The sequence below is a fragment of the Desnuesiella massiliensis genome (assembly GCF_001403615.1).
Taxonomy (GTDB): Bacteria; Bacillota; Clostridia; order Clostridiales; family Clostridiaceae; genus Desnuesiella; species Desnuesiella massiliensis.
In genome coordinates, this window is record NZ_LN879456.1 from 984,546 (window position 1) to 1,000,761 (window position 16,216).

Sequence of the window (16,216 nt, forward strand, 5' to 3'; positions counted from 1 at the left end):
ATTTATAAGAATGGATTACTTTGTTTTTCTCTGCCAATGGTGCTACTTGGTCCATGTCCTGGGTATACCACTACACCACTGTCTAATACCATAAGCTTTTCTTTTATACTCCTTATAATGGTTTCAAAATCTCCTCCGGTTAAATCTGTTCTTCCTATGGAACCACTAAACAGAGTATCACCAGTGAATAGATTATTCTCCACTAAAAAGCATACCCCTCCTGGAGTATGCCCCGGAGTTTCAATGCATTTCACTTCCATGTTTCCTAAGGTTAAAATATCTCCATCCTTTAAATTGCCGTCAGCACCTTTAGAGCTATCTAGTACACCAAACATAAAGGTTCTTTTTAATATAAGCTCTTCATCTTTAGCATGAATGTACACAGGTACATTATATCTCTTTTTTAGAGTTATTACCGCTCCAGTATGATCTATATGACCATGAGTCAAAACAATATATTTTACTCTTGCCCCTAAATTATCAGCAGCCTCTATAATATCCTCTTCGTCTCCACCTGGATCCATAATAAGAGCTTCCTTTGTTTCTTCATCCATAACTATATAACAGTTAGCAGCATATACTCCTGCAGGAATCCTTTTTAGTTCCATACAATTACCTCCTTTAAAATATCTTTTTACTGTCTAGCATCAGTGTTACAGGCCCATCATTTTCAATATTTACTTTCATATTAGCTCCAAAGACTCCAGTTTCTACTTTTATTCCTTCTTCTTTGCACATATCTACAAAAGTTTCATATAATTCTTTTGCCTGTTCTCCAGAGAGTGCATCCATAAAATTAGGTCTTCTACCCTTTCTACAATCTCCATACAAAGTAAATTGGGAAACTATGAGAAGTTCCCCCTTTACATCCAATAAAGAATGGTTCATTTTTTCTTCTTCGTCCTCAAATATTCTAAGGTTTAAAATCTTATCCTTTAAGTATTTTAAATCCTCCATAGTATCATCTTTGGATATACCCAATAAAACATTTAACCCTTTATTAATGCTTCCAACTATCTTATCCTCTACTATAACAGAGGATGCATTTACTCTTTGTACTACAGCTCTCATTTTGTTACCTCTCTAATATTTCATTCTAAATACTTCCATGACACCCTTTAGCTTCTTAATCTTCTTCATCAATTCTTTTAATTCTTCAATATCATTGATTCTTATTTTTATATTAATGGTAGCAGTATTGCCTTTAGCCGTCTTAGCATTTAAGGCATGCAGATTTATCTTCAATTCTGTTATAACTATCATTATTTCAGATAATAATCCGCTCCTATCCTCAGCTTTAACTTGAATCTCAGTAACGTAGCCAGAGCCTTTAGCATTTCCCCAATCTACTTCTACAAACTTGTTGTCCTCATCGACTCTTATACTATGAATATTACTGCAATCTTTTCTATGAATGGAAATCCCTCTACCCTTAGTAATAAATCCTATTATATCATCTCCTGGCACAGGATTACAACATTTGGCAAACCTAACTAAGACGTTATTTAGCCCCTTTACTGATATTCCAAAACTTCCGTCCCTCTTATTTATCTTAGAATTTTTATTCATCTGCTCTTCTAGAGAATTCCTTACACTTTCTTCATTAGCCTTATCTAATCCATGAGCTTCTCTTAACTTACTTACTACAATTGAAGCCATTGGCATTCCCATTCCCACAGAGGAATATAAATCATCAATAGTATTCATATTATATTTCTTTAATAATTTTTCTATGGGCTCACCTTTAGCAATCTCTCCAAAGTTTCCACCTTGTCTCTTAGCTTCCTTTTCTAAAAGTTCTTTACCTTTTGATATATTTTCATCTCTTTTAACCTTTTTAAACCATGCCCTGATTTTGCTCTTAGCTTGATTGCTCTTTGCAATATTAAGCCAATCTATACTTGGTCCTTTAGGTGTAGAAGAGGTTAATATTTCCACTATTTCTCCGGTCTTTAGATGATAATCTAAGGTTACCATCTTTCCATTCACTTTTGCACCAATACATCTATTTCCTACATCTGTGTGTATTCTATAGGCAAAGTCGATAGGTGTAGCATCATGAGGCAAATTTATTACAACTCCCTTTGGTGTAAAAACAAAAACTTCATCAGAGAATAAGTCTATTTTGAAAGCCTCCATGAATTCCTCTGCATCAGAGGTTTCCCTTTGCCACTCAAGCATATCTCTTAACCAAGATAGCTTTGCATCAAAATCATTTCCCCCGCCTTCACCTTCCTTATATTTCCAGTGAGCAGCGATACCATACTCAGCGGTTTTATGCATTTCGAAGGTTCTTATCTGTATTTCAAAGGTCTTTCCTTGAGGTCCAATAACAGTGGTGTGAAGAGATTGATACATATTAGGCTTAGGCATAGCTATATAATCTTTAAATCTGCCTGGGATAGGTTTATAAACTGTATGCACTATGCCTAAAGCTGCATAGCAATCCTTTATGGTATTAACTAAAATTCTTATAGCAGTTAGATCAAAAATTTGATCAATACTTTTACTTTTATTTAACATTTTTCTATATATGCTATAAAAGTGCTTTGGCCTTCCCTCTATATCAGAATCTATAGTAGAATTTAATAACCTTCTATGCAAATCTGTTATTATTTCAGATATATAAACCTCTCTCTCTGCTCTTTTTTCTGCAATCTTTTGTACCAAATCATAGTATTCATTGGGATTCATATATCTAAAAGCTAGATCTTCTAATTCCCATTTTATCTTTGACATTCCTAAACGGTGTGCTAAAGGAGCATAAATATCAAAGGTTTCTTTAGCTTTTTCCTTCTGCTTCTCTACAGGCATATATTTTAACGTTCTCATGTTATGTAGTCTATCTGCAAGCTTAATAAGAATTACTCTTATATCTTTGGTCATAGCTAATAGCATTTTTCTTACATTATCTGCTTGCTGTTCTTCCTTTGTTTTATATTGAATTTTTCCTAACTTAGTTACACCCTCTACTAAATTAGCCACTTCTTCATTGAACTCTCTTTTAATATCTTCGTAATTATAATCCGTATCTTCTATAACATCATGGAGTAATCCCGCAATAATAGTGTTTGTATCCATTCCCATTTCTGCTAAAATACAAGCAACCTCAATGGGATGAATAATATAAGGCTCACCAGACTCTCTCCTTTGTTGCTTATGAGCTTGGTCAGCTAAATTATATGCTTTTTGTATCAACTCTTTATTAAAATTAGAACAGTTATTTTCTATTTTCTCTATAAGTTTCTGAAGCATGTGGAATTACTCTCCTTAATTAAATTACTTTTTTAAAGTCAAAGGCTGGTTATTCAACCAGCCATCTTTTTTTTAATTATATATTATTTTGTAGAATTTTGCAATTGCAAATTCATGTTTTATCTATATAAAAAATACGTAAATTGTTATGAAAACTATATATCATATTGAACTAAAGAGAGAATTTCATATCCTTGAAGCTTATCTCTTCCATTTAATTCAGTTAGCTCAATTACAAAATCCATAGCAGATACATTTCCACCTACTGTCTCAACTAATTTAGCTACAGATGCAATAGTCCCACCGGTGGCTAATAAATCATCTATTATGGCAACTCTCTGCCCTGGTTTTATTGCATCCTTATGAATTTCTAAAATATCGCTACCATATTCTAAATCATATTCTACTGCAATGGTATCATAAGGTAACTTTCCCTTTTTTCTAACAGGTACGAATCCTACCCCTAAAGCGTAAGCTACTGGTACTCCAAATATAAAACCTCTAGCTTCCGGCCCTACTATAACATCAATATTTTTATCTTTTAAATGCTGCACTATTTTATCTACTGCTATTTTCAAGCCCTCTCCATCTTGAACTAAAGTTGTAACATCCTTAAAGCTTATTCCGTCTTTTGGAAAGTTTTCAATTATCCTTATTTTATCCTTTAAATCCATTTTAATTCCTCCATCGAAAATTTATTTTATAACTTTTAAAGCATGCTGTTTTTTACTTCTTTATCTAAGTATTTCGCAATCTGCTCTGCCCTATATTCATTGGTAGTGGTTAATAACTCTACAGCGATCCTAGCATTATCCATTCTTCCTATAGCATTAATGGTAGGTGTTATAGTCAACACTATATTTTTAATATCCATTTCAGTTATCTCTAAAGCATTAATATGACGCATTAATGCTCTTAATCCATAATTATTAGTGCAAGGTAAAAATCTCATGCCTTCCTTAAAGATAACTTCATTTTCCCCCTCCACAGGTAGCTCTGAAGCAAAGGTTCCTAGCATAACCAAATCTATATATTTATTTATGCTCTTCATGTTATAATATGTAGCTATAGCTTGGGTCAGTTTAAAGACCACTCCCGTATAAGAAAGGTATTTATCATTGTAATCATCCTTTTTATTCCTAGGACTTATAGCAATGGAACCATAACTTAATATATGCTCTTTGTTATGAGTAATAAGTACATCTATACCTAAATCAGCACATAAATTTTTCTGCTCCAAAGACTCAAATTCACAGCCTACAGTTATTATTAAATTTGCGCCAAGAAATTTAATATGATTTCTAATGGCTTCTGTATTTAATTTATCTCCATCATTTATATTATCAGAAATATAATATTCCACATCAGCATTTAAATATTTAAGAACAAGCAAAAGCAATGAAATGCCGCAAATTCCATCCACATTGCAGCATCCATATACCACTATTTTTTCTCTTTCATTTATGGCCTTTACCATTCTATCTAGAGCATTTTCCATGTTCTTTAACAAAAAGGGATTATATTCTGTTAAACCTTTAGGGCGATATATATTCTCCCAAAACTTATGCATAATTAACTCCTCCAACTTTATAGAAAACAACTATATTATAATTGAAAATCCCTAATTTGACAAATATTTTTCAATAAAAATAACATAAATCTTCATATTTTTGTAGTAGATATACTAATCATCGTAAAATCCGCTTATTTTCTGAAGATTTATGTTACTAAAATTATTTAAATTTTAAGCTCTAGACTTACTTGTTCTATTCTTAAATATTACCCATAATGGGCTCGCTATGAATATGGAGGAATAAGCTCCTGATAATATACCAATTATCAATGGAAAGGCAAATTCTCTAACTGTAGGAACAAAAACATAAACCGCAGTTATAGTGATAAGTGTAGTAAGTACAGTATTTATAGATCTTGACATAGTCTGTGTTATACTGATGTTAGCTAATTCAGTAACATTAACCCTTCTCATAGTCTTTCCATTTTCTCTTATTCTATCAAAAATAACTATGGTATCATTAATAGAATATCCTACTATAGTTAATATAGCTGCTATAAAAGGAGAGTTAACTGGTACATTAAATATAGCATAAATACTAATAGTTATTAATATGTCATGGACTAATGCCAAAATTGCAGCTAATCCAAATTTAAATTCAAATCTTATGGCTACATATATAAGCATTGCCACATTAGCAACTAATAGAGCTATAATAGCTTTATTAGTGAGATCTCTTCCAACAGATTGCCCAATTTCATCTTGAGAAACTAAAGCCTTATCTTCCAGATTATATTTTTCTTTTATCTCTTTAAACATTGAACTTATTTTTTCACTATCAAGATTATTGCTTTTTATCTCTAACTGAGTATTTTCAACTTTATTAGTAACAGCATCATTAGCATATTTAGTAACAATGCTATCTATTTCTGCTTTTTCAAAGTCTTTGCCCATATCTATAACTAATTGGGTACCGCCTCTAAAATCTATTCCAAAATTAAGTCCCTTAGTTACCAGAAATCCTAATCCTATCACAATGATTAATAAGGAGATTCCAAACCATAATTTTGTTTTTTCAATTATCTTTAGCATATTATTCCCCCCTCTTGACCCCAAAAAGTGATGGTTTACTTAGTATTCCCATGTTAATACCTAACTTAACTAAAAGTCTAGTTACAGTAATAGCAGTAAACATACTTACGATGATACCGATCATCAAAGTCATAGCAAAGCCTTTTACTGCCCCAGAACCTAAGAAATATAGCACTATAGCTGCTATTATAGTAGTTATATTAGAATCAAGTATGGAGGAAAGAGCTCTATGGAATCCAGAATCTACAGCTGACTTAACAGATTTTCCTGTCTTTAACTCTTCTTTTATTCTTTCAAAGATCAATACGTTAGCGTCTACGGCCATACCTATAGTTAATAAGAATCCGGCTATACCTGGTAAAGTTAATACCACATTAACAGAGGTAAAAGTTAATAGCACAAGTATTATATATAACACTAAAGCTATATCAGCTAATATACCAGGTACTCTATAGTATATAATCATAAATAAGAATATTAATAAAATTCCTACTTTAGCCGCTTTTAAGCTGTTTGGTATAGCATCAGCTCCTAATGTTGGACCAACTGTTTTTACAGAAACAGTTTTTATAGTAACAGGTAGGGCTCCAGATTGAATTATACCTGCTTGTCTTTTTGCTTCTTCTAAACTTTTGCTTCCCTCTATAGTAGCCTTTCCATCTGTAATCACAGATCTCACTACTGGGTTTGTAAGCATTTCATCATCCATATAGATAGCAATGCTTTGATTCAGAAACTTACTTGTAGCCTCCGAAAACTTTTTAGCGCCTTCATCGTTCAATTCTAAACCAATAATAGGTTGAGCTTTTTCATTTAAATAAGCTGTAGCGTTTTTTACATCCTTACCAGTTAAAATAGTTTGATTATCTGGACCTACGAACTTTAACTCCCCTGTTTTTCCAAGAGTATCGATTATAGATTTAGAATCAAACTTTCCTGGAATATCTACTCTTATTCTCCTATCACCTTCAGTGGTTACCACAGTTTCGCTTACCCCAATTTTATTAACCCTTAATGAAAGCAATTCTTTAGTTTTTACTAAATCCTCATTCTTTACTTTTCCTTCAGATACAATCTCTTGAAGCACAGATACTCCACCTTGAAGATCTAGACCTTTACTTATAACTCTATCAAAAGACTTTATTTCATATCCACCTATCCTTAATCCATAGGCACCGGCATAAGCTATAAATATAATAGCTGATAATAATAGCACAAATATTAATGTGCTTTTACCTTTTGTTTTCATCTTTATCCCCCTCTGCAACATACTGATAGGTTTTATTATATTACTTTAAATATTAATAGTCAATAATAGGTAAATTTATCTACTTTTCCATGATTTTAGACTTTAGGGCAATAGCACATTCAATTCTCTTTTTCTGCATCTTACATCCTATTTCATAAGGTATATGAATATCTCCATTAAAGTTAAAATTGTTTGCTTGGCAGCCACCACTGCAGTAGAATCTCGCCCAGCATTCTTTACAAAGAGGTTTATTATAGATATGAGCGCTTCTAAATTCCTTAGATAGCTTTTCATCTACAGTTTCGTCATAAATATTTCCTAAAAGAAAATCTTTATTTCCAACAAATTGATGACAAGGATATATTTCGCCATCTGGAGTTATAGCTACATATTCATGACCTGCACCACAACCGCTTATTCTCTTATAAACACAAGGTCCACCTTGTAAATCAATATTAAAATGATAGAATTTGAATTCTTCTCCTTCTTTATGCCTCTTCAACATTTCACTGTATAACTTATCATATTGAAGAAAAATAGTAGGTAAATCCTCTTCTCTTAAACTGAGCTCATGATCCTCTGGTAATACTACAGGTTCTACTGATATTTCATCAAAATTTTCATTGGCTAGAGCCATAACGTCTTCAAAAAAATCCATGTTATTTCTAGTGAAGGTTCCTCTTACATAGTATTGTTTTGACTTATCTCTCTTATCTACCATTTTTTTGATTTTAGGCATTATTGAGTCATAGGTTCCGCTGCCATCATATCTTATTCTAACGCTGTCATTTACATCCTTTCTACCATCAATAGACAACACTATATTACCCATATTTTTATCAATATATTCCATAATTTCATCATTTAATAAAGTGGCATTGGTAGTCATGGTAAATCTGATATTTTTATTAAATAGCTTTTCTTGCTCTCTAGCGTAGTCAACTATTTCCTTTATATTTTCGAAGGCCATAATTGGCTCTCCTCCAAATAAATCCACCTCAATATTTCTTCTTGGTCCAGATTTCTTTATAACAAAATCTATGGCTTTCTTACCAACCTCCACAGACATCATTTTTCTCTTTCCTTTATATTCCCCTTCTTCTGCAAAACAGTACTTACACTTTAAATTGCAGTCATGAATTATGTTCAAACATAGTGCCTTAATATATGAAGGAGAATTATCATTCATAGCAATACTTTCATATAAATCTAAGGAATATAGCATACCTTCAGAAATAAGTTCTTTTACGTCTTGAAGAGCCTCTTTTATTTCTTCTTCTTTATATTTACCTTTAAAAACTTCTATTAACTCTTGTTCTTCTCTTAATTTATTTTCATCTAAAAGATCATAGACTAGCTCGTCTACCATGTGGACACTTCCACTATTTACATCTATAACATAATATTCATTATCTTGTATAAATTTATGAATTAATGACATTTTTTATTTTCCTCCCAACTAAATACAAGGCAGTAACTATAAAGTTACTGCCAAATAGTTAAAACTAGTTTTCACAAGCTAAGTTAGCTACTGTACATGAAGTCTTACATGCTGATTGACAGGAGTTAGCACACTCTTTGCATCCTGGCTTGCTTAGGCTATTCTTTATATTTGTTTTGTTTATTGTTCTGATATGTTTCATTGCTACATTCCTCCATTCATATTTTTCCTACTAAATTATAACATATAATTTTATGCAAATAAAGAGTTTCTATATATTAATTCCAAGCATTCCAGATAAAGCACCTATGGCCATTGCTATCATAAATTTGTATAGTGTAACCATGTTGAGTATTGAATTGCTACCATTTCCAATTAAAAATATGAGAGTAACTATGATCATATAAATAAAGGCCACAATAATCCCTACTATATAGCCTCGCTTGCCTATGGATTTAGAAGCAAACATGGCGCCATATACGATACTTAAACAACTTATCACTAGATATACTACAGAATTTGTTTTCTCACTAGTATCTACAAAACTCATAAAGATTGCATAGATCACTAACATTATTATAGTTAATATTACTGCTCTAAGAATCCCCTTGCTTATTTTAGTAATATTTTCAATATTGTTCATAAAAACACCCCCTATGTTTAATTATTTATGTAGCTAGGGAGTGTTTTATTACTTTATTCAGATAATATTTCTATTTCCAATGTTATAAATTTATATTGCTTACTTTGACTCAGTATCAGTACTTTGAGCCATAACATTTGATATTCCTTGTTTAGATAGCTTTACTCTAGCCCTATCTGGACCAGATTCTAGGATTACATAATCATCTTTAATAGTTATGACCTTCCCGATTATGCCTCCCCTAGTTAGAATTTCATCATTTACCTTTAAATCTTCAAGCATCTGATTATACTTCTTTCTTCTCTTGCTTTCTGGTATAAAAATAATAGCATAGAAAAGTCCAAGCATTAATATTATTGGTAGAATATTAACTAGTATATTTTGCATATTTATCCTCCTTCCTATAATTTAAGCTCTTCCATTCCATTGGGAAAGCTTTTCATTCTTAAAATCTTCGAAATAATCGCCATCTATAGCGCTTCTTATTTCTTCCATTAGTTTATTATAAAAATATAAATTGTGCAATACACAAAGTCTCATAGCAAGCATTTCTTTTGCTTTAAAAAGATGTCTTATATAAGCTCTTGTATAGTGCTTACAGGCAGGGCATTCACAGCCTTCATCAATAGGGCTTCCATCAAGCTCGTACTTAGCATTCATTAAATTTATCTTTCCTTCTTTAGTAAACACATGACCATGTCTTCCATTTCTCGCAGGCAGAACACAATCAAAAAAGTCTACTCCTCTTGAAACTGCTTCAAGTATATTACTTGGAAGTCCTACTCCCATCAAATATATAGGCTTATCTTGAGGAAGAAATGGTACCACCGCATCAATTATTCTATACATCTCCTCATGGGTTTCACCTACTGCTAATCCTCCTATGGCATAGCCCTCTAAATCCATTTTAGAGATAGTCTTAGCATGCTCTATTCTTATATCTTCATAAACCCCACCCTGATTTATACCAAAAAGCATCTGCTTCTTATTAACAGTGTCATCTAGGGAATTAAGCCTATCCATCTCAATTTTACATCTTTCTAACCATCTTGTAGTTCTTGCTACTGACTTTTCTACATAATCCCTAGAAGAAGGGTTTGGTATACATTCATCGAAAGCCATGGCTATAGTAGACCCTAAATTACTTTGAATTTGCATGCTTTCCTCAGGTCCCATAAATATTCTTTTACCATCAATATGAGAGTTAAAGTAGACTCCCTCTTCTTGAATCTTTCTCATGGCAGAAAGAGAAAAAACCTGGAACCCACCTGAATCTGTTAATATGGGTCTATCCCAGTTCATAAACTTATGTAATCCCCCCATTTGCTTTACTACTTTATCCCCTGGTCTCAAATGCAAATGATAGGTATTAGATAGCTCTACTTGACATCCAATATCCTTAAGATCCATAGAGGAAACAGCTCCTTTAATAGCAGCCAAAGTCCCCACATTCATAAAAACAGGAGTTTGTATTACTCCATGAGGAGTATGAAATTCTCCTCTTCTTACTTTACCTGTTTTTTTCAATAATTTATACATATATTCACTTCCTTTAATTCTTAACTCATTCCCTAGTTTATAAACATAGCATCCCCAAAACTAAAGAATCTATATTTCTCTTTTACAGCCATATTATAAGCTTTCATTATATTTTCTTGTCCCGCTAAGGCACTAACAAGCATTATCAGCGTGGATTCAGGCAAATGAAAATTTGTAATAAGAGCATCAACAATCTTAAATTTATATCCAGGATATATGAAAATATCCGTCCATCCACTTTGTGCTTTTACTTCTCCTTCATTATTACCTATGGTCTCTAAAGTTCTACAGGAGGTTGTTCCTACAGCAATAATCCTTCCTCCTTTTTTCTTTGTTTCATTAATTATTCTTGCGCTTTCCTCACTTAATTCATAGTGCTCAGCATGCATATTATGCTGCTCTATATTTTCTACCTTTACTGGTCTAAAAGTACCTAGTCCTACATGAAGAGTTAAATACACTATATTTACACCTTTATCCTCTATTTCTTTTAATAACTCTTTAGTAAAATGTAGTCCTGCTGTGGGAGCTGCCGCAGACCCGCTTTCTTTCGAATACACCGTTTGATATCTCTCCTTGTCCTCTAAGGCAGCTTTTATGTAAGGAGGTAAAGGCATTTGTCCAAGCTCTCCTAGAACCTGTTCAAAAATCCCATCATAATAAAACTTAATTATTCTGTTTCCATCTTCCTTTACTTCTAGTATCTCTGCAGTGAGTTTTCCGTGACCAAAAGAAAATCGCTTTCCAGGTATGGCCTTTTTACCTGGCTTAGCTAGAGTCTCCCAAATATCCCCCTCTATTCTTTTCAATAGCAAAAACTCTATTTTTCCACCACTGCCTTCTTTTTCTCCAATCAACCTTGCAGGTAGCACTCTAGTATCATTCAATACCATGGTATCTCCTGATTCTAAATATTTAACTATGTGTTTAAATACACCGTGATCTATTTCTCCAGTATCTTTATTTAATCTTAACAGCCTAGAATTAGATCTATCCTCAAGAGGATATTGCGCTATAAGCTCTTCTGGTAGATCAAAATAAAAATCATGAACCTTCAAAAATAACACCTTCTTCGTCTATAATCCTTTATCAAATATTGAATATTGTTTTAAATCCTTATTATCTTCCTGTACATTTATTATTTTTCTATTTAAATGCTTATATGCTTTTTCTGTAGCTACTCTTCCTCTTGGAGTTCTTATTATAAAGCCTTTTTGTAAAAGATAAGGTTCGTATACATCTTCTATGGTGTCTAATTCTTCTCCTATAAAATAGGATAGGGTTTCTATACCTACAGGTCCACCATTAAAGTTATCAATAATGGCTTCTAAAATTTTATTATCTATTCTATCAAAGCCCTCATTATCCACTTCTAACAATTCTAAGGCAAATCTAGCTATATCATAATCAATAATATTGTTTCCTTTTACCTGAGAATAATCTCTTACCCTCTTTAAAAGCCTGTTAGCAATTCTAGGGGTTCCCCTAGATCTTCTTGCTATTTCTAAGGCACCCTGTTCATTGATACCACAATTTAGTATATCTGAAGAACGTACTATAATCTCTTTAAGTTGCTCTTCTGTATAAAACTCCATAGAACAAAGCACTCCAAATCTATCTCTTAAGGGAGAAGTAAGAAGTCCAATTCTGGTAGTTGCACCTATTAAAGTGAATTGGCATAAATCCAATCTTATGGATTTTGCCGAAGCTCCTTTTCCAATTATTATATCTAGAGCATAGTCTTCCATAGCAGGATATAGTATCTCTTCTACACTTCTATTTAATCTATGTATTTCATCAATAAATAAAACATCATTATCCTGTAGATTTGTAAGTATGGCTGCTAAATCCCCAGCTCTTTCTATAGCAGGTCCAGAAGTGATTTTTAAATTTCCCTTCATTTCCTTTGCAATTATATTAGCTAAAGTAGTTTTGCCTAGCCCCGGAGGACCATAAAGTAAAACATGATCTAAAGCTTCTCTTCTACTTTGAGCGGCTTGGATAAATATATTAAGCCTTTCCTTAACCTTATCTTGGCCGATATATTCCCCAAGCTTTTGTGGTCTTAAACTATATTCGCTATTTACATCTTCCTCTACAGCATTAGCTGTTATGATTCTATTATCCATCTTAAATCCCCTCTTAAAATATGCAGATAAAATTTTTAAATTTAGCCCATTAAATATTTTAGAGATTCTTTAATTATATCTTCTAAAGATTCTTCTTTACTACAACGACTTATGGCCTTTTCAGCCTCTTTAGGAGAATAGCCTAAGGCTATTAAAGCTTCCAAAGCCTCATTTAAATTTATAATACTTCTATTATTTAATGGATTTTCATCCTCATTTGCAAAGTTAATCAATTCTTCTGGTTTAATCTTGTCTTTAAGTTCTAAAATTATTCTCTGAGCAGTTTTTTTACCCACTCCGGGAGCTTTAGTTAAAATATTCTCCTCTCCTTGAAGTATAGCATACTTAAGGTTATTTGCTGTAGCTATAGATAGCAATGAAAGGGCCGCCTTTGCACCTATTCCATTGATAGTGAGAAGGAGTTTGAACATATTAAGTTCGTCCTTAGTTAAAAATCCATATAATCCTATAAAATCTTCTCTTACTATTTGTTCTAAATACAAAATTACACCATCGTTAATCTTTGGCATTTCGGACATAGTACTTCCAGAAGTATATACCCTATAACCTATTCCACCGCACTCCACTATGACATAATCTTTATTTATACCAACGTAAGTGCCTTTAATATATTCATACATTTTAGTTCACCCCCAGCACATCTATATTAAAAGTCTATATAATACTTTATCATTTAAAAGAAAATAATTCAAGAACATTAGTTTTGTGTATACTATACTAGAGCAAAAAACCCTTCAAGCCTTAGCTCAAAGGGTTTTTTTATGATTGAAACTCTGTTAATTGTTCTTCCGCTTCTTCTTTGGTATTAAATTTTAACTCATAGTTTCTTAAAATTCTTCTATCTCCCTCAGGTAAGCTTTCAATAGATTTTTTAGTTACGTCGTTAACTCTATCTTCAATAATCAACTTACCATCATTATCGCTCTTAAAAATTGCTATAAATCCATTTTCTACACCTAAGTAATATTTATTTGCCTCAAAATTACCAGATGATTCTTTAATAAATATTATTTCATTTTTGTCAAAGGAATAAAGCTTATACCCTTCCTTTGCATAAAAATCCTCTAAGGTAGACTTTTGAATTTTGTTACCTAACTTTTCCTTCAACTCAAAAACAGTAAGCTTCCCTACTTCCTCAACTTTACCATTAGTAGAATTCTTTGTTCTTAAGACTATCTTTGCATTATCATTTATCATATCAGCACTAGAAAGCTGATTATAGGTGTTCTTCTCTTCATCTTTACTCTGAGAATTATTTAAATAATTAGCACTAATATTATAGCTAATAAAAAAAGTACTGAAAACTAATAATAAACCACAAATAAATATAAAAATATTTTTTTTACGTAACATAATATCACTCCTCATTGGATATTATGTCCATTTAAACTTACTGTTATACCTATTATAGGTAATTATTAATAAGAGTTATTCATCTCATCCTTCAGAGAATTCAGCATTATGGTATACCTCATGGTGGACGTAGAGCCCAAGATTTTCAATATCATGATGTAAAAATCCACTAGTATTTTCAACACTTTTCTAAATGTATATATCATTATTGATTATTATATTTCAATACATTTAGAATAACTTCAAAAAATTCAACTTCCTCAAATTTGAGGTAATTCAAACTTAAAAAATTTCTACATTAATATATATTAATCGTTGCTTTCATTAATACTTAAATTTCTATAAATCAAGTCATCTCTTTCCTGAAATCTAAGTGACTGCCAAAATTTGTTTCCTAAGTCATTCGAACTAAATACAACAAGTGCAACTTTATTTATTTCTTCTTCCTTTAAAGCCTTTAAAGCTGCATTTACTAGATTTTGGCCAACCCCATTTCTACGATAATCGGGATTAACTGCTGTATGATAAATATATCCTCTTCTTCCGTCATGACCACATAATATTACTCCCACTATCTTATTTCTAACTTGAGCAACGAAATTTGTAGTAGGATTTCTTCTCAAAAATTTTTCTATTCCCTCATAGGAGTCGTCTAAACTACGCATGCCCATCCCTTTTGTGTTTGTCCATAATTGATACACTTCATCATAATCTTCAATTGATAGCAATCTTACTTGCATATTAACTTACCTCCAAAATCAACTTGTTATTTATTTTTATATTTTATAATTATTCCCACAAAATTATTCAACACCTATTGTGAAAATCCTCTTAAAAATAAAAAAATCATCCCCTAGGTTTTAACCCAAGAGCTGCCTTATAATGATAAAAATATCCTTTCTTACTTATGATAGAATTATATTTATTTTCTAAGAATATTATGTAACACTTTAAAGTTAATTAAACCTTAACTGCAGCATATAATATAATAAATAATTTATGATGGTAGGTAGGTAGATATTATGGCAATGCTAGTTCTGTTTATAATAGGGATTATGAGCATAATAGAATGTATCCCAAAGACAAATAAGAAAAGAAGGTAGCCCCTAAGCTGCCTTCACTACTCTTCCTTAATACTCCAAGATAAGCTGCCTAACTTATTCTTTAATTCTAAACACTTATCATAATCTAAATACTGTGTTTCTATCCATATGCCTTTATTGTCATTTCTTAGATAGACTTTTACTGCTACAAAATAAGGATAATACAGAACTAATTTTTATTAATTCTAAAAACATATTTTCACTGTATCACATACTTTCTTTATTCTAGGCAAAATAAAAAAGCCTTATCCTTCCTCTATTTCGCCTTTAGAACTTATTTAGCTAAGTCGTAAAAATTATCAAAAGCGACGTAAAATTGAACTTACGGCACTTAATATGAATAATGCATTACTCAATATAAGTAGTTCACTTGCCACATTTATTACACCAGTATATAGCGAAATCCAATATTTCATCAGCTGCATCCAAGTGGAAAGCGAAAATGTTTTCATCTTCGATGAATCCTATATCCCTACGCCAGACACTAAATCCTTCCGCATCACATTCCGGACACTCAGAATCACATTTTCCTACATACTCAAAATCATCAATAGTTATTCCGTTATCCTTTAAAAACATTAATTTTTCAAATGATATTATTAGAAAATTATCTTCTTCTGCTATAACAAAATCAATATCTTGACCCGATTCTCTTATTTGATAGTATTCCATATACTAATTTTATAGAATTACTCTATCCTTTATGTCCTGTTTTAATAAAGTACAAGTTTCATTGTTTCAAGCAAAATAGCTCCATAAAATAAAAACACCTCTAAATGTATTTTTACATACATTTAGAAGTGTTATATATTGTAATGGAATGGTCAAAAAACGAATGTCGTCATAAATTTCTAAACCATAAACTCTTAAACCGTTGC

General features: G+C 31.8%; 18 protein-coding genes. All 18 read right to left on the bottom strand.

Translation table 11 applies throughout. The annotated features are described in order from the left end of the window. Positions 1–2: 2 nt before the first annotated feature. The 18 genes from BN2665_RS15540 to BN2665_RS15625 all read right to left on the bottom strand — a co-directional run bounded on the left by BN2665_RS15540 (position 3) and on the right by BN2665_RS15625 (position 16,010). Positions 3–608, bottom strand: a complete 606-nt coding sequence (locus BN2665_RS15540; RefSeq protein ID WP_055668009.1) for an MBL fold metallo-hydrolase — start codon at positions 606–608, stop codon at positions 3–5. A gap of 13 nt (positions 609–621) precedes the next feature. Beyond that, positions 622–1,071 (bottom strand): D-aminoacyl-tRNA deacylase, encoded by a 450-nt coding sequence (gene dtd, locus BN2665_RS15545; RefSeq protein ID WP_055668010.1) that lies wholly within the window; start codon positions 1,069–1,071, stop codon positions 622–624. Positions 1,072–1,083: 12 nt separating this feature from the next. Beyond that, positions 1,084–3,255, bottom strand: a complete 2,172-nt coding sequence (locus BN2665_RS15550) for a RelA/SpoT family protein (protein ID WP_055668011.1) — start codon at positions 3,253–3,255, stop codon at positions 1,084–1,086. 155 nt (positions 3,256–3,410) lie between these two features. Further along, positions 3,411–3,929 carry an adenine phosphoribosyltransferase gene (locus BN2665_RS15555; protein ID WP_055668012.1) on the bottom strand — a complete coding sequence of 173 codons (519 nt, stop codon included), beginning with the start codon at positions 3,927–3,929 and terminating at the stop codon, positions 3,411–3,413. Between the two features lie 35 nt (positions 3,930–3,964). Beyond that, entirely contained in the window at positions 3,965–4,825 is an 861-nt protein-coding gene (locus BN2665_RS15560; protein WP_055668013.1) for a DHH family phosphoesterase, read from the bottom strand. 174 nt (positions 4,826–4,999) lie between these two features. Next, positions 5,000–5,860 (bottom strand): protein translocase subunit SecF, encoded by an 861-nt coding sequence (gene secF / locus BN2665_RS15565; protein WP_055668014.1) that lies wholly within the window; start codon positions 5,858–5,860, stop codon positions 5,000–5,002. Between the two features lies 1 nt (position 5,861). Beyond that, the gene (gene secD, locus BN2665_RS15570) at positions 5,862–7,109 is read right to left on the bottom strand and encodes a protein translocase subunit SecD (RefSeq protein ID WP_082435924.1); all 1,248 of its coding nucleotides are present in this window, start codon (positions 7,107–7,109) and stop codon (positions 5,862–5,864) included. Positions 7,110–7,188: 79 nt separating this feature from the next. Then, positions 7,189–8,550, bottom strand: a complete 1,362-nt coding sequence (gene scfB, locus BN2665_RS15575; protein ID WP_055668015.1) for a thioether cross-link-forming SCIFF peptide maturase — start codon at positions 8,548–8,550, stop codon at positions 7,189–7,191. Between the two features lie 64 nt (positions 8,551–8,614). Beyond that, entirely contained in the window at positions 8,615–8,752 is a 138-nt protein-coding gene (gene scfA / locus BN2665_RS15580) for a six-cysteine ranthipeptide SCIFF (protein ID WP_055668016.1), read from the bottom strand. Between the two features lie 69 nt (positions 8,753–8,821). Beyond that, positions 8,822–9,193 carry a TIGR04086 family membrane protein gene (locus BN2665_RS15585; RefSeq protein WP_055668017.1) on the bottom strand — a complete coding sequence of 124 codons (372 nt, stop codon included), beginning with the start codon at positions 9,191–9,193 and terminating at the stop codon, positions 8,822–8,824. Between the two features lie 99 nt (positions 9,194–9,292). Beyond that, the gene (yajC, locus tag BN2665_RS15590; protein WP_154674962.1) at positions 9,293–9,580 is read right to left on the bottom strand and encodes a preprotein translocase subunit YajC; all 288 of its coding nucleotides are present in this window, start codon (positions 9,578–9,580) and stop codon (positions 9,293–9,295) included. A gap of 21 nt (positions 9,581–9,601) precedes the next feature. Next, the gene (gene tgt, locus BN2665_RS15595; RefSeq protein WP_055668019.1) at positions 9,602–10,732 is read right to left on the bottom strand and encodes a tRNA guanosine(34) transglycosylase Tgt; all 1,131 of its coding nucleotides are present in this window, start codon (positions 10,730–10,732) and stop codon (positions 9,602–9,604) included. A gap of 32 nt (positions 10,733–10,764) precedes the next feature. Then, complete coding sequence (gene queA, locus BN2665_RS15600; RefSeq protein ID WP_055668020.1) at positions 10,765–11,790, bottom strand: tRNA preQ1(34) S-adenosylmethionine ribosyltransferase-isomerase QueA; 1,026 nt, start codon at positions 11,788–11,790, stop codon at positions 10,765–10,767. A gap of 18 nt (positions 11,791–11,808) precedes the next feature. Beyond that, complete coding sequence (gene ruvB / locus BN2665_RS15605) at positions 11,809–12,861, bottom strand: Holliday junction branch migration DNA helicase RuvB (RefSeq protein WP_055668021.1); 1,053 nt, start codon at positions 12,859–12,861, stop codon at positions 11,809–11,811. A gap of 41 nt (positions 12,862–12,902) precedes the next feature. Beyond that, positions 12,903–13,502, bottom strand: coding sequence for a Holliday junction branch migration protein RuvA (gene ruvA, locus BN2665_RS15610; RefSeq protein WP_055668022.1), 600 nt, complete (start codon positions 13,500–13,502; stop codon positions 12,903–12,905). A 139-nt stretch (positions 13,503–13,641) separates the two neighbouring features. Beyond that, positions 13,642–14,235, bottom strand: coding sequence for a hypothetical protein (locus BN2665_RS15615; RefSeq protein ID WP_055668023.1), 594 nt, complete (start codon positions 14,233–14,235; stop codon positions 13,642–13,644). 308 nt (positions 14,236–14,543) lie between these two features. Further along, entirely contained in the window at positions 14,544–14,975 is a 432-nt protein-coding gene (locus BN2665_RS15620; RefSeq protein WP_055668024.1) for a GNAT family N-acetyltransferase, read from the bottom strand. A gap of 729 nt (positions 14,976–15,704) precedes the next feature. Continuing rightward, the gene (locus tag BN2665_RS15625; protein WP_154674963.1) at positions 15,705–16,010 is read right to left on the bottom strand and encodes a hypothetical protein; all 306 of its coding nucleotides are present in this window, start codon (positions 16,008–16,010) and stop codon (positions 15,705–15,707) included. Between the last annotated feature and the right edge of the window lie 206 nt (positions 16,011–16,216).